Source organism: Aeromonas sp. HMWF015 (assembly GCF_963878965.1).
Classification (GTDB): domain Bacteria; phylum Pseudomonadota; class Gammaproteobacteria; order Enterobacterales; family Aeromonadaceae; genus Aeromonas; species Aeromonas veronii.
Map to the genome: position 1 here is coordinate 24,412 of NZ_CAWNZT010000374.1, position 15,062 is coordinate 39,473.

Annotated in this window: 10 protein-coding genes; 8 read left to right on the forward strand and 2 right to left on the reverse strand. The window is 62.5% G+C overall.

What is annotated here, in order from left to right; translation table 11 throughout:
* Positions 1 to 65 precede the first annotated feature (65 nt).
* From bioB to htpX, 5 genes are all read left to right on the forward strand, one after another.
* Positions 66 to 1,154: a biotin synthase BioB gene (gene bioB, locus AACS18_RS19395; protein ID WP_064338334.1), complete on the forward strand. Its 1,089-nt coding sequence runs from the start codon at positions 66 to 68 to the stop codon at positions 1,152 to 1,154.
* Positions 1,151 to 2,347 carry an 8-amino-7-oxononanoate synthase gene (bioF, locus tag AACS18_RS19400; protein WP_108613056.1) on the forward strand — a complete coding sequence of 399 codons (1,197 nt, stop codon included), beginning with the start codon at positions 1,151 to 1,153 and terminating at the stop codon, positions 2,345 to 2,347. Before bioB ends, bioF begins: the two co-directional genes overlap by 4 nt.
* Entirely contained in the window at positions 2,340 to 3,155 is an 816-nt protein-coding gene (gene bioC, locus AACS18_RS19405) for a malonyl-ACP O-methyltransferase BioC (RefSeq protein ID WP_108613057.1), read from the forward strand. The genes bioF and bioC overlap by 8 nt, the downstream gene beginning before the upstream one ends.
* Positions 3,156 to 3,214: 59 nt before the next feature.
* Positions 3,215 to 3,892, forward strand: coding sequence for a dethiobiotin synthase (gene bioD / locus AACS18_RS19410; RefSeq protein WP_005337893.1), 678 nt, complete (start codon positions 3,215 to 3,217; stop codon positions 3,890 to 3,892).
* A 113-nt stretch (positions 3,893 to 4,005) separates the two neighbouring features.
* Positions 4,006 to 4,878, forward strand: coding sequence for a protease HtpX (gene htpX, locus AACS18_RS19415; RefSeq protein ID WP_108613058.1), 873 nt, complete (start codon positions 4,006 to 4,008; stop codon positions 4,876 to 4,878).
* Positions 4,879 to 4,955: 77 nt separating this feature from the next.
* On the opposite strand, the gene AACS18_RS19420 is transcribed toward htpX, so the two are convergent.
* Together AACS18_RS19420 and AACS18_RS19425 are read right to left on the reverse strand one after the other, a co-directional pair.
* Positions 4,956 to 6,668 carry a methyl-accepting chemotaxis protein gene (locus AACS18_RS19420; RefSeq protein ID WP_108613059.1) on the reverse strand — a complete coding sequence of 571 codons (1,713 nt, stop codon included), beginning with the start codon at positions 6,666 to 6,668 and terminating at the stop codon, positions 4,956 to 4,958.
* Positions 6,669 to 6,891: 223 nt separating this feature from the next.
* The gene (locus AACS18_RS19425) at positions 6,892 to 8,742 is read right to left on the reverse strand and encodes an MOSC N-terminal beta barrel domain-containing protein (protein WP_181363334.1); all 1,851 of its coding nucleotides are present in this window, start codon (positions 8,740 to 8,742) and stop codon (positions 6,892 to 6,894) included.
* A 77-nt stretch (positions 8,743 to 8,819) separates the two neighbouring features.
* Here AACS18_RS19425 and AACS18_RS19430 point away from each other — a divergent pair, with 77 nt between their 5' ends.
* From AACS18_RS19430 to nifJ, 3 genes are all read left to right on the forward strand, one after another.
* Entirely contained in the window at positions 8,820 to 9,572 is a 753-nt protein-coding gene (locus tag AACS18_RS19430; RefSeq protein WP_108613060.1) for a substrate-binding periplasmic protein, read from the forward strand.
* Between the two features lie 176 nt (positions 9,573 to 9,748).
* Positions 9,749 to 11,395, forward strand: a complete 1,647-nt coding sequence (locus AACS18_RS19435; protein ID WP_108613061.1) for an NAD(P)-binding protein — start codon at positions 9,749 to 9,751, stop codon at positions 11,393 to 11,395.
* Positions 11,392 to 14,967: a pyruvate:ferredoxin (flavodoxin) oxidoreductase gene (gene nifJ / locus AACS18_RS19440; RefSeq protein ID WP_108613062.1), complete on the forward strand. Its 3,576-nt coding sequence runs from the start codon at positions 11,392 to 11,394 to the stop codon at positions 14,965 to 14,967. The genes AACS18_RS19435 and nifJ overlap by 4 nt, the downstream gene beginning before the upstream one ends.
* Positions 14,968 to 15,062 lie beyond the last annotated feature (95 nt).

Sequence of the window (15,062 nt, forward strand, 5' to 3'; positions counted from 1 at the left end):
TTCTGTGGCCGTCCATCCCAAGATGGCGGGCGGAGGATCCCACTAATAACAACCGGAAGCCATGTATGAATGCTCTCACCGCGGGCGGTCACGCCCTTCGTCATGACTGGACCCTCGCCGAGGTTCAGGCCCTGTTTGCCCTGCCGTTCAACGATCTGCTGTTTCAGGCCCAGACCGTCCACCGCGCCCACTTTGACCCGAATGAAGTGCAGGTGAGTACTTTGCTCTCCATCAAGACCGGCGCCTGCCCGGAAGATTGCAAATACTGCCCCCAGAGCGCCCGTTACCACACCGGGCTCGAAGCCGAGCGGCTGATGGAGGTGGAGAAGGTGCTGGAGCGGGCCCGCGAAGCCAAGGCCAACGGCTCGTCACGCTTTTGCATGGGGGCCGCCTGGCGCAACCCCAAAGAAAAAGACATGCCCTACATCATCCGGATGATCGAGGAGGTGCGCGGGCTCGGTATGGAGACCTGCATGACGCTGGGGATGCTCACCGCCGATCAGGCGGCCCGTCTTGGCGCTGCGGGGCTCGATTACTACAACCACAACCTCGACACCTCGCCGGAGTTTTACGGCGAGATCATCTCCACCCGCACCTATCAGGACCGGCTCGATACCCTGGAGCATGTGCGCGGCGCGGGCATGAAGGTCTGCTCCGGCGGCATCGTCGGCATGGGCGAGCAGGCGAAAGATCGGGCGGGCCTCTTGATGGCGCTCGCCAACCTGCCGCGTCACCCCGAAAGTGTGCCCATCAACATGCTGGTCAAGGTGAAGGGAACGCCGCTGGAGAACGAGGAGAACCTCGATCCGTTCGAATTTATCCGCACCATCGCGGTGGCGCGGATCATGATGCCCGCCTCCCATGTGCGTCTCTCCGCCGGGCGGGAGAAGATGAATGAGCAGATGCAGGCGATGTGTTTTATGGCCGGGGCCAACTCCATCTTCTACGGCTGCAAACTGCTGACCACCCCCAACCCGGACGAGAACAGCGACATGCAGCTGTTCAAGCGGCTCGGCATTCGCCCCGCCCAGCGGGCCCAGAAGCCGGATCAGGTTCAAGAAGAGGAGCTGCTGGCCGAGGTGAGTCGCCAGAGCGAGCCCACCGAGATGTTTTATGACGCCACCCGCCCCCGTGCAGGGGCCGCTCGGTCATGAACGGCCCTGCAGTAACGGGCCCCTTTGGGTTGAGCACGGCGCTGGCCGAGCGCGAGCAGGTGGGTCTGCTGCGCAACCGCATCGCGACCGACGGGGCGAGTGGCGGGCGGCTCAGGGTTGCAGGGCGCGACTACCTCAACTTTTCCGCCAACGACTATCTGGGACTGGCGGATCACGGCGCCATCAAGACCGCCTTCAACGCGGGGATTGAGCGTTATGGCACGGGCTCCGGCGCCTCGCCGCTGGTGACCGGTTACAGCCGTGCCCACCAACAGCTTGAGGAGACCCTGGCCGAGTGGCTCGGGGTGGAGGCGGTGCTGCTGTTCAACTGCGGTTTTTCGGCCAATCAGGCGGTGCTCAAAGCGTTGCTTGGCAAGGAACATCTGCTGTGGCAGGACAAACTCAACCACGCCTCCCTGCAGGAGATGGGCAGCCAGCTCCCTTGCAAGATGAAGCGTTTTGCCCACAACGATATGGCGGCCCTTGAACTGCAGCTTGAGCCAAATCGCGGGCTCATCGTCTCGGAGGGGGTGTTCAGCATGGACGGGGATCAGGGCCCTTGGCGCGATCTCGCAACCCTCGCCGCCCAAAGCGGCAACTGGCTGATGATCGACGATGCCCACGGTCTTGGTGTGCTGGGATCCGAGGGGCGCGGCACCCTAGCGGCGCAAGGGGTTCCTCCTACCAGCGTACACATCCAGATGGGCACTTTTGGCAAGGCGCTTGGCGTCGCTGGCGCCTTTATCGGCGGCAGCCGCGAGCTGGTGGAGTATCTGGTCAACTTCGCTCGCCACTATGTCTACAGCACCCATATGCCCGCCGCGCAGGCCTGTGCGGTGAGCAAGAGTATCGAACTGGTACGCGCCGCCGAGGATGCCCGCGCCCATCTTGGCCAGCTGATCGCTCGCTTCCGGCAAGGGGCACAGGCGTTGGGTTGGCAGCTTGGGGCGAGCGACACCCCGATCCAGCCGCTGCTGGTGGGGGAGAGCGTTGCTGCTTTGCAACTGGCTGAACGGCTGCGGGAGCGCGGCGTCTGGGTGAGCGCCATCCGCCCGCCCACTGTGCCGGTCGGTACGGCCCGGCTGCGTATTACCCTGAGTGCGGCTCACCGCGAGCAGGATCTGGATCGCCTGCTCGATGCCTTGGGGGTCTGCCCTGCAGCTACAACGCTTGGGGAGGCTCACTATGGCTGAGCGTTTTCAAACGGTCGACAAGGCGCAGCTTGCTCGCCGTTTCGGCGCCGCCGCTCGTCATTACGATACCCATGCCCGCTTTCAACAGGAGGTGGGTCAGGCGCTGCTGGAATGGATGCCGAGCAGGCCGGTTGGCACTGATCTGACGGTGAGCGGGCTGGATCTGGGCTGCGGCACTGGCTTTTTCTTGCCCCAACTGGCGAACCGTTGTCACCAGCTGGTGGGGCTTGATCTCGCCCCCGGCATGCTGGCGCAGGCCGCCTTGCGTGGCAGCGGTGCTCGCCTGCTCTGCGGCGATGCGGAGCAGCTTCCTTTCGCCGACAGCGCGTTCGACTGGATTTTCTCCAGTCTGGCGCTGCAGTGGTGCGAGCGTCCGGCCCAGGCTTTTGGCGAGCTGCTGCGGGTGGTCAAACCGGGCGGCCAGATCTTTTTCTCGACCCTGCTCGATGAGTCGCTCTGGCAGTTGCGAGCCGCCTGGCAGCAGCTTGATGGTCGCGCCCATGTCAATCGCTTCCTCAGCCTGCCACAATTGGAGCAGGCGCTGGCTAGCGCCGGGGTATCTGCTCCCGAGCTGCGTTGTATCACCTGGGATCTCGCCTATCTTGAATTGCCGCAGTTGTTGCGCGATCTCAAGGGGATTGGGGCTAATCAGATCAATGACAATCAGGGGAGTGCCGCCCCGGCCGGTCTGAGCGGTCGCGCCAGATTGCAGCAGCTGGCTCAGGCGTATGAGGCGTTTCGCCAGCCCGATGGCAGGCTGGTCGCCAGTTATCGGGTGTGCCTCGGCCGCCTCAGCAAGCCTCGCTGAGCGCCGGGAATCGCATTGTGTGCAGGGTAGTCAACGGGCCCTGCCAAGGAGAGAACCGTATGAAATCATTCTTTATCACCGGCACCGATACCGATGTGGGCAAGACGCTGGTGGCGCGCACCCTGCTGCGTGAATTCAGCGCACAGGGAATCAAGTGCGCGGGTTACAAGCCGGTCTCGGCCGGATGTGCCCGCACTCCGGACGGGCTGCGCAACCTGGATGCCGTCCTGTTGCAGGAGGCGGCGAGTCTGCCGCTGCCCTATGAGGTGGTCAATCCGTTCGCCTATGAGCCGCCGATTGCACCCCACATTGCCGCCAGCGAGGCGCGCCAGCCTATCACCATGCAGGGGTTGAGCGAGGGGCTACGCAAGATTGAACAGGCCGGGGCCGAACTGGCGGTAGTGGAAGGGGCAGGGGGCTGGTATCTGCCGCTCGATCGCAAGCATCTACTGTCGGACTGGGTGAAACAGGAGAACATGGCGGTGATCATGGTGGTGGGGGCCAAGCTGGGTTGCCTCAACCATGCGCTGCTCACTTTTGCCGCCATTCGCAATGATCAGCTGCCGGTGGCGGGGTGGGTAATTAATCGGCTCCATGGTTCCATGAGCCATTATCAGGAAAATCTGGACACCCTGAGGGGCTTGCTGCCAGCCCCCTTCCTCGGCGAAATTCCGTTTATAAACAATCCACTTGAAGCCGATTTGCAGGGGCGTCTCGATATCTCGCCGCTACTTTGACGGCATATTCAGCGAACATTCATCGAATCTCCCTAGAATGTCGACATTAACATGATCAGGTGGGGATCCCGAGTGATCCCCGGTCATGTCCCTTATCTTCACAAGGAGTCTATATGAAGCGAATTATGCTATTCCTGGTGACCAACCTGGCCGTCATGCTGGTGCTGGGGGTGGTACTCAATATCCTGTTCTCGGTTCTGGGGATCAACAAGTCCAGCATTTCCGGGCTGTTGGTGTTCTGTGCCGTGTTCGGTTTTGGGGGTTCCTTTATCTCCTTGCTGATGTCCAAGTGGATGGCCAAGCGCAGCTATGGCGTCCAGGTCATCGAGCAACCCCGTAACGAGACCGAGCACTGGCTGGTGAGCACTGTGGCCCGTCAGGCCCGTGAAGCCGGGATCCAGATGCCGGAAGTGGGGATCTACGACTCTCCCGAGATGAACGCGTTTGCTACCGGTGCCCGCCGCGATGACTCGCTGGTGGCCGTCTCCTCCGGCCTGCTCTACAGTATGAGCCGCGATGAGGCGGAAGCGGTGCTGGCCCATGAGGTGAGCCACGTGGCCAACGGCGACATGGTGACCCTGACCCTGATCCAGGGTGTGGTGAACACCTTCGTGATGTTCTTCGCCCGTATCGTGGCTGGCGTCATCAGCAATTTCTTCAGCTCCAACAACGATGAAGAGAGCAGCAGCACCGGCGGTTTTGCCTACATGATCACCGTGTTCGTGCTGGAGATGGTGTTTGGCGTGCTCGCCTCCATCATCGTCATGTGGTTCAGCCGTCAGCGTGAGTTCCGCGCCGATGCCGGTGCCGCCAAGCTGGCCGGTCGCGACAAGATGATCGCTGCCCTTGAGCGCCTCTCCCGCGGTGCCGAGCCGCAGCTGGAAGGCTCCATGATGGCCTTTGGCATCAACGGCAAGCGCTCCATGAGCGAGCTGTTCATGAGCCACCCGCCCATCGAGCAGCGTATCGCCGCCCTGCGTGGTTGATAGATACTGAATGACGGGGGATCACCCCGAATAAAAAACGGCTGCCTTCGGGCAGCCGTTTTGCTTTTCAGCGTTCTTTAAAGCTTGAAGTGTCCCATCTCCTGGCGCAGTACCCGTGACAGCTGCTTGAGCTTGGCCGCCTCTTGCGATACGTGGCGGGCGGCATCCCCTGACTGTTCGGAGAGAGAGGTGATGTTGCCGACGGTAGATACCACCTCGTTGGCTGCGGTGGACTGCTCGCGCAGGGTGTGGCTGATCTCCCCCATCAGGCCGGTGAGGTTGGAGGCGTGGCTCTGGATGCTGGCGATCGCCTCGCCGGTCTGATTGGCCAGCGTGACCCCACGGGAGACGTTGTTGACCGTGTTCTCCATGCTGCGAATGGAGGCATCCGCCCCGCTCTGGATCTTGCTGATCATCCCGGTGATCTGCTGGGTTGAGGCCGCCGAGCGACTGGCCAGATTGCGCACCTCGTCGGCGACCACCGCAAAGCCGCGACCCTGTTCACCGGCCCGCGCCGCCTCGATGGCCGCGTTGAGGGCCAGCAGGTTGGTCTGATCGGCGATGCCGCGGATCACCCCGATGATCTCCGAAATCTGCTGGGTATGGCCGTTGAGCTCGGAGATGGTGCTGGCTGCATCCCCCACTGTGGTGGAGATATTCTCGATGCTGCCGAGCGTCTCTTTAATGACCCCTGATCCCTCCTCCAGGGTATTGGCTGAGACCTTGCTCAGCTCGTCTGCATGGGTGGCGTTGTCGGAGAGGTGGCTGATGCTCACTACCAGCTCCTCGATGGCGGCGGCCATGGTCTGGGTGCTGGTTTGCTGATCGGTGGCAAACTGGGCGGTCTGCTCGGCGATCTGGGCGATGCTGTCAGCAGAGTGGGACAGCTCCTCGGTGGAGTGGGAGACCTTGGCGATGATCCCCTTGAGGGTGGTCTGCATACTGCCGAGCAGACCGATCAGGCTCTCTTTCGATCCTGGCGGCACCTTGATGGGGCGCGAGAAGTCCCCTTCCGCCATCATATGGAGATCTGTCTTGAGCTGCTCGACCGAGGTGCCCACCAGATCGAGCAGGGAGCGATAGGTGCGCCAGAGGAAGAACATCAACACCAGACCGAGGGCGATAAAGAGATAGCGCAGCATGTCGGTATTGGCGATGGCGCTCTCGACTGCCTCATGGTTGCGCTGCTCCATCATCACGTAGAAGTCATCGATGGGGGACATGATGCGCCCCTTGTTCTGGTGATAGGCCTTGTCATGCATCATGGCGATGGCTTTTTGCTGGTTGGCAACCGGATCGCCATCGGTCTGCTGCACCAGCTTGAAGGCGGCGACCTCGGTGTTGACCAGCGCATCCGAGTTGTTTTTGGCCTCGTTCAGTTTGGCGAGTTCACCGTCGGTGAAACCGGCATCCTTCATCAGGTCGATCAGGCCACGGCGAACATTGCTGTCGGGGCGGGGATTCTGGCCGTTGGCGGCGACAAAGTCCCAGTAGATACGGTTGTAGCCATCTGGTCTCGGCTGTTCGCCGTTGCGAATGGCCAGGATCCGCATGTACTGCTGCTCGTAGGCTGGATCCTTGGTGATGACGTAGGTGCGCCCGAGTCGGGTCAGATCATCGGAGGATTGGCGCAGCTCATCGGCCAGCAGGTAGGAGACATATTGTTGTCGATAACTCTCTTCCAGTTGTTTACCCGCCCAGCTGTAGGCGAAAAACACCAGTGACAGCAGGATCAGGGTGATGACGGATAGCAGCAGGTTGAGCTGAAAGGCGGGCTTGTTCTGTTCCATGGTATGGGCGTCCTTTCCCTATGGCTGAGTGTCGTATGGAGCATCGCCAAGTCAATGGCTGGCAAGGCTTTTTGCTCTGAGAGTATAGGAAGGGAAACTCACTGATGAAGGCGGTGGGGACAAATTAAGGGCGGATCAGGTGAACAAGTGTGGACAAAGATGACCGGGGTCAATTCCCCGGTCATCTGGGGGGGGGGTGAGTTAATGCGGCTCGATCACCCGATCATAGGATTTCAAGGTCAGTGAGCGGCACGGCGCAGCAGGCAAGGATCTTGCCCTCCGCCCGCTCGGCGGCGGTGATGGCGGGGGCGTCGGGGTGATCCACCTCGCCCGAGAGCAGCGTCTGTTTGCAACTGCCGCAGATGCCGGCGCGGCAGCTCCATGGCAGCTCTACACCTTGCTTGTTGGCCTGATCCAGCACTGTGCCCTGATTGTTGCCGGTAAAGGCTTGGGCGCCGATACGCAGTTGTACCGCCTGATGGGGGCGGGCCACCGAGAGAATGGCGCCGCCAAAACTCTCCTGTTTGATCCGTGCGGCTGGAACGCCGAGGGCCGCAACTTTGGCGGCAGCATCGGCCATAAAGCCGTGGGGGCCGCAGATAAAGACCTCTTTTTCGGCCAGCCCTTTGATCAGTTGCAGATGCTCATCATTGAGTCGCCCTTGCAGCCCCTGCCAGTGATTGTCCGGCTGGCTCAGGATCAGGGTGAGGGTCATCCCCTGCTGCGCCATGGCGTGCAGTTCGCTGGCGGCGGGAATGTCCGCTTCGCTGCGGCACAGGTGCATAAAGTGAACCTCTTCCAGTTCCCCGCGAAGGGCCAGGGTACGGGCTATCGCCAGCATGGGGGTGACGCCGGAGCCTGCGGAGAGCAACAGTAGGTTGCGCTCGGACCCTAAGTGAAACTCGCCAGCAGGGTTGGCGGCCAGCAGCCGGTCGCCCACCTGCAGTTGCTGGTGCAGCCAGTGGGAGATGCGACCCCCCTCCACCTTCTTGACGCTGATGCTGTAACGCTCCGGATGATCCGGCGTGGAGCTCAGGGTATAGCGGCGCTGAACCCGCTCATTTTTGATATCGAGACTGATGGGCAGATGCTGGCCCGGCAGGTAGTCGGGCAGGGGCTCGCCATCGGCGGCCTCGAACCAGAAGGTCTCCAGATCCCGCGCCAGCGGTTCGCGGGCCACGCAGACCAGCTCCCGCTTCTTCGGCGCGGCGGCGGGATAGACAACCGGACGGGTACGCTCCAGCACCTCGATCTCGCTGCCTGCCTCAATCCAGCCTTCGTTCAGCGCCACCAGATTCTGGCCGAAGTAGACCTCACCATCCTCGCCACGGCGGTAGCGGGTGAGGGTGGCCAGCGGCTCTTTCAGGGCGTTGAAACGATCGGTGCCCGCTTCCACCGTGGTCATGATGCAGCGGCTGCAGGGCTTGACCACCTTGAATTCCACCTCACCGATGCGGATGCGCACCCAGCTGTCCTCCTCGAAGGGCTGGGTGTTGCTTGCCACCAGATTGGTGCGGAACTGGCTCATCTGGTGCAGGGCATCGGAGCGTAGATTGAGATCCTCAAGGGAAGCCTGGCTTATCAGCAGCAGCGGATAACCGTCTGCAAAGCTGACCCGGGTGCCGGTCTTTTCACGAAAGCGATCCGAGGTTTCACCCAACCAGAGCAGCTGCACCGTCTCCCCTGCCACCCGGCTTAGCCACCCATCGGCTTTGGGGTCGGTGTGCAGTGCGGTGAAACGGTCGCTCCAGACTCCGGTAGCTTGCGGGGTGCGGCTGAAGTCGACCTCTTGCAGGGTGAGCGGTTCAAAGCCCGGATAGCGCAGTTGCAAGCCACCTTCGATGGGGGTAGCTACGACCTGTTGCAGTTGGGGATGGGTACGGGCGGTGATAAAGGTGCCGTCCGGTTTGACCACCATGTAGCGGCGATCCCCTGCCAGTCCCTCTTCGGTCACCCGGGCGCGAGCCAGCGGCATACCTGCAGTCGATTTGATGGGGTAGAGGTGAATGCTGTCTAGCCTGGGCATCTTCATATCCTTGTGACGCGGCGCGATCGCCTGGAAAAAGGGGAACATAACGGTTCCCCGGCGATCCGGCAATCCTTTCAAGGGGGCGGTCTATAGTTGGGAAAACAGAACAAGAGGGCATCGGGATGAAAATAAGCTGGTTGCTGGCGGGGAGCCTTTTTTGCCACGGGCTCTGGGCGCAGGAGCTGACCCTGACCACGGGAGAGTATCCCCCTTACTGCTCCGAGACGCTGAAATATCAGGGGCTGATCCCTCATGTGGTGAGCGAGGCATTCAAGAGTGAAGGGGTGAGCGTCAAGTTCCAGTTTCTGCCCTGGAAGCGGGCCTTTCGCTTGTCGGAGGAGGGGGTGGTGGATGGCACTGTCCACTGGTATGAGTCGAGCGAGCGGCGCAAAACCCATCTCTACAGCGATCCCATCCTGAGCGAAACCTACGTCTGGTTCTATCTCAAGTCAGATCCGCTGGAATGGCGTGGCTATCAGGATCTGGCGGATCGCAAGCTGGCTGCGGTCAGTGGCTATACCTACAATGCAGATTTTTTTGCAGCCATCGCGCAGGTGCCGCTGCAGGTGCAGTTCGTCACCCGGCTGCGCCAGAGCTTTGATCTGCTGCTCTCGGGCCGCGCCGACCTGACCCTGGAGAACATCGATGTCGGTTACTACTCCCTGCGTCAGTTCTACCCGGCCAGCACGGTCGATCTGTTCACAACCCATTCAAAACCCGTGATGAAAGTCGAAGGTCACCTGCTGATCAGCCGCAAGCGCGCGAATGCTGACGAGCTGATCCAAACCTTCAATCGGGGGCTCGCCAAACTGAAAGCCAGCGGTCAGCTGGAGAAGATGTTACTTGAGTCACGTTCTGGTCTCTATGAACCATAAAGTGCAACATTTTTTGATCCTGATTCGCTAATCAGTACAAAAAAGCCGCCATTATCGACTCAGTTCCCAGTTTCTAACGCTTTCGCTTCTTCCCTCTCTGGCCACCGTCTGCTTCGGCTACACGGTATCAAGTGCTATCTGAGCGGGCCTGTTACCCAACAAGAAGAAAGCAATGTATGAGCAAACAACTGGACATGACCCCATTGCCGGATCTCTCCCTGAAAACGGGAACAGGCCCGGTGCGTACCCGGCTACCCGTTTGGCGGCCGGCCCTGCCACCCTGCAATCACGCCTGCCCGGCCGGAGAAAATATCCAGGCCTGGCTCTCTTTGGCGCAGGCCGGTCGCTTTGAGGCGGCCTGGCAGACCCTGATCGAAGAGAACCCCTTGCCCGCCATTCATGGCCGGGTCTGCTACCACCCCTGCGAGAGCGCCTGCAACCGCGGTCAGGTGGATGAATCCGTCTCCATTCACGCTATCGAGCGTTTCCTCGGCGACGAGGCGCAGGCCCGTGGTTGGCAGCCCGCAAACCCTGCCCCTGCCAGCGGCAAGAAGGTGCTGGTGATCGGTGCCGGTCCCTCCGGCCTCTCCTGTGCCTGGCACCTCAACCGGCTCGGCCATCAGGTGGAGATCCGCGAAGCGGGGCCACTGGCGGGCGGCATGCTGCGTTTTGGCATTCCCGCTTACCGTCTGCCCCGCGATGTGCTGGATCGGGAGGTGGCCCGCATCGTGGCCGCAGGTGTCACTCTCACCCTCAACCACAAGGTGGAGGATGTGCTGCGCGAGCGTGACGAGGGGGGCTTTGACGCCGTCTTTATGGCCATCGGTGCCCATCTGGCCAAGCGGGTCGATATTCCGGCCCGTGAAGCGGGCAAGATCCTCGATGCGGTAAGTTTCCTCGAACAGGCCAGCCTGGCCGAAGAGCAGGGCCTGCCACCGCCAAAACTGGGACGGCGAGTGGCGATCTACGGCGGCGGCAACACCGCCATGGATGCGGCCCGTACCGCCCGCCGCCTCGGGGTGGAAGAGGCGATGATCATCTACCGCCGCGACCGGGATCATATGCCCGCCCACGCCTTTGAAGCCGACGAGGCCGAGGAGGAGGGGATCAAGATCAACTGGCTGCGCAGCATCCGTCAGCTCGACAACACCAGCATCGAAGTGGAGGTGATGGCGCTGGATGCCGAGGGCAAGCCGGTGCCTACCGGCAAGTTTGAAACCCTCGAAGCGGACTCCCTGATCCTGGCGCTCGGTCAGGAGGTAGACCTCTCGGTGCTGGAGAGCATTCCCGGCGTGCGGGTCAACAAGGAGGGAGTGGTGCAGGTGGCGGGCAACCTGATGACGGATGTGCCGGGTCTGTTTGCCGGTGGCGACATGGTGCCCTCCGAGCGCACCGTCACCATCGCCACCGGCCACGGCAAGAAGGCGGCGCGCCATATGGATGCCTGGCTGCGCGGTCGTCACTACCACAAACCGCTCTCCTACCCGCTGGTGGGGCCGGAGCAGTTGCAACTCTGGTTCCAAACCCATGCCCCGGCCAGCAGTCAGCCGGTCAAACCGGCGTGGGCGCGGGATGATTTTGGCGAGATCATCGGCGGGCTGGATGAGGTGGCCGCCCGTTACGAGGCGGCGCGCTGCTACTCCTGCGGCAACTGCTTCGAGTGCGACGGCTGCTATGGCAGTTGCCCCGAGCAGGCCATCGCCAAGCTGGGGCCGGGCAAAGGCTATCAGGTGGATGCAGCGCGCTGCACCGGCTGCGGTGCCTGTCACGATCAATGCCCTTGCCACGCCATCGAGCTGCGCCAACCGGAGGAGTCCCAATGAAACATGAACTGATCATGGTCGATGGCAACGAAGCCGCGGCCCGGGTGGCGTACCAGCTGAGCGAAGTGTGTGCCATCTATCCCATCACCCCGAGCTCGACCATGGCCGAACTGGCCGATGCCTGGGCGGATGAGAAGCAGACCAACCTGTGGGGCAATATCCCCACCGTGGTGGAGATGCAGAGTGAAGGGGGGGCGGCCGGTACGGTACATGGCGCCCTGCAGGCGGGGGCGCTCGCCACCACCTTCACCGCCAGTCAGGGGCTGATGTTGATGCTGCCCAACATGTACAAGATCGCCGGTGAATTGACCGCGGCGGTGTTCCATGTGGCGGCCCGTTCGCTGGCGGCGCAGGGGCTGTCGATTTTTGGCGACCATCAGGATGTGATGGCGGCGCGCAGCACCGGCTTTGCCATGCTCGCCTCCGGCTCGGTGCAGGAGGCGCAGGACTTTGCCTTGGTCGCCCATAGCGTCACCCTGCAGTGCCGGGTGCCCTTTATTCACTTCTTCGATGGCTTTCGTACCTCCCACGAGGTGAACAAGATCACCGCCCTGCATCGGGATGAAATTCGCGCCCTTATCGACAACGACTGGGTACGCGCCCACCGTGCCCGGGCCCTCAACCCGGATCATCCGGTGATGCGCGGCACCGCCCAGAACCCGGATACCTATTTCCAGTCCCGCGAGAGCGTCAACCCCTTCTACGAAGCGGTACCGGCGCGGGTGCAGCAGTGCATGGACAATCTCGGCGAGCTGACCGGCCGCCACTATCGGCTGGTGGAGTATCACGGTGCACCGGATGCCACCGACGTCATCGTGCTGATGGGCTCGGGGGCGGCTACTGCTCGGACTACCGTGGATTGGCTCAACCAACAGGATCGCAAGACTGGGGTCTTGGTTGTGCGCCTCTATCGCCCCTTCCCGGTGCAGGCGCTGCTCGATGCGCTACCGCAGAGCGTGCGCCGCCTCGCGGTGCTTGATCGCACCAAGGAGCCGGGGGCGGGTGGCGAGCCGCTGCTGCTGGATGTGCAGAGCGCCCTGATCGACGGTTTGCAGCGCGGCCTTATCAAGCGGCTGCCCTGGCTCAGTGGCGGTCGCTACGGCCTCTCGTCCAAAGAGTTCACCCCCGCCATGTGTGCGGCGGTGTTTGAGGAGCTGGCCTGTGATGCGCCGCGCCCGCGCTTTACCGTGGGGATAGTGGACGATGTGTCGGGCCTCAGTCTGGCCTGGCACCCCATCGGCGATCTGGAGCCCGCCAGCCGGGTGCGGGCACTGTTCTTCGGCCTCGGCGCCGACGGCACGGTCGGTGCCAACAAGAACAGCATCAAGATCATCGGCGAGCTGGAGGGGTTCCACGCCCAGGGCTACTTCGTCTACGACTCCAAGAAGTCGGGCTCGCGCACCGTCTCCCACCTGCGCTTTGGCCCCGAGCCCATTGACGCCCCCTGGCTTATCGAACAGGCGAGCTTTATCGGCTGCCACCAGTGGGGCTTTGTCGAATCGGTCGATCTGCTGGAGCACGCCGCGGAAGGGGCGACCCTGCTGCTTAACGCCCCCCATGAGGCTGACAAGGTGTGGGGCCAGCTGCCCGAGCTGCTGCGGGCCCGTATCCGCGCCCTCAATATCCAGCTCTACTGCATCGATGGGGATCGGGTGGCCGAGCAAAACGGCATGGGCAATCGCATCAACACCATCATGCAGACCTGCTTCTTCGCGCTGGCCGGGGTGCTGCCACGGGATGAGGCGATTGCGCTGATCAAGGAGAGCATCGAGAAGAGCTATGCCCGCAAGGGGCCCGAGGTGGTGGCGCGCAACTTCGCCGCGGTGGACGATACCCTGGCTCACTTGAGCAAGGTGGCGATCCCGGCTGGAGACGAGCAGATCAGCGACTATCCGCTGCCACTGGCGCCCGGCGGCAGCGAGTTTGTCCAGCGCGTCACCGGCGAGATGTTGGCGGGGCGCGGCGATCTGATCCCTGTCTCCATGCTGCCGGTGGATGGCACTTACCCCACCGCCACCAGTCGCTTCGAGAAGCGGGATATCGCCCGCGAGATCCCGATCTGGCACTCCGATATCTGCATCCAGTGCGGCAACTGCGTCTTTGTCTGCCCCCACGCGGCGCTGCGGGCCAAGTTCTACCATCAGGACTGGCTGGCGACCGCCCCGGAGGCAGCGCAGTCGGTGCCCGTCACCGCCAAGGGCTTCCCCGACAGCCGCTACACCCTGCAACTCTATCCGGAGGATTGCACCGGCTGCGGCCAGTGTGTGCAGGCCTGTCCGGTACGGGCTGAGGCGGATGAGGAACACGAGGGCGAACGCGCCATCACCATGATGGACAAGGCGCCGCACCTGGCTGGCCAGAAACAGGCGCTGCGCTGGTTCGAGAGCCTGCCCTGGCCTGCCCGTGAGCGGGTAGATTTCTCCACCGTGCGCGGTGCCCAGTTCCTCGAGCCGCTGTTCGAGTTCTCCGGCGCTTGCGCCGGTTGTGGCGAGACCCCGTATCTCAAGCTGCTGACCCAGCTGTTTGGCGATCGCATGCTGGTGGCCAACGCCACCGGTTGCTCCTCCATCTATGGCGGCAACCTGCCGACCACGCCGTGGGCCAAGAACGCGGAGGGGAAGGGGCCCGCCTGGTCCAACTCCCTGTTTGAGGACAACGCCGAGTTTGGCTTTGGTTTTCGTCTCACCGCCGATCAGCATCACGGTCAGGCGGTGGCGGCCCTCTCGGCGATGAAGGGCGAGCTGGGGGAAGCGCTGGTTGATACCCTGATCACTGCCCCGCAGCGGCTGGAGTCGGAGATCCGCGCCCAGCGCACCCGGGTGGCGCAAGTGCGCGAGCGGCTGGAAGAGGTGAAATCCGGCAAGGCCCGCGAACTGCTGTCGCTTATCGATCAGCTGGTGCGCCGTTCGGTCTGGATCATTGGCGGCGATGGCTGGGCCTATGACATCGGCTCGGCGGGGCTCGATCATGTGCTCGCCTCCGGTCGCGATGTGAACGTGCTGGTGATGGATACCGAGGTCTACTCCAACACCGGCGGCCAGATGTCGAAATCGACCCCGCTCGGCGCCGTCGCCAAATTTGCGGCGGGGGGCAAGACGCTGGCCAAGAAGGATGTGGCGTTGCAGGCCATCTCCTACGGCAACGTCTATGTTGCCCGCATCGCCTTTGGTGCCAACCCGCAGCAGGCGCTGCAGGCCTTGCGTGAAGCCGAAGCCTATCCGGGTCCGTCGCTGATCATCGCCTATAGCCACTGTATCGCTCACGGCATCGATATGGAGTTTGGCCTGACTCAGCAAAAACGCGCCGTGGCCTCCGGTCACTGGCCGCTGATGCGCTACAACCCGGTACTGCGCAGTGCGGGGCAGAACCCTTTCAGCCTCGACAGCCTGCGCCCCTCCATTCCCCTCGCCGAATACCGCCAAGAGGAGACCCGTTATCGGGTGCTGGCCCAGAGCCATCCGGAGGAGGCCGAGCGGCTGATGCAGGTGGCGCAAAAAGTGGCGTGGCAGAAGTGGGCCACCTACGAGGAGATGGCCACCCGCGAGGCCAGCCATTTCCATCCGCCGGTGTGAGGATTGGGTTAAATCTGCATAAAACGAAGCGGGCCACTGGCCCGCTTTTTTAGGTTAAATAGAAAACAGGAGACCTACATATCCCAGAGTCGGGT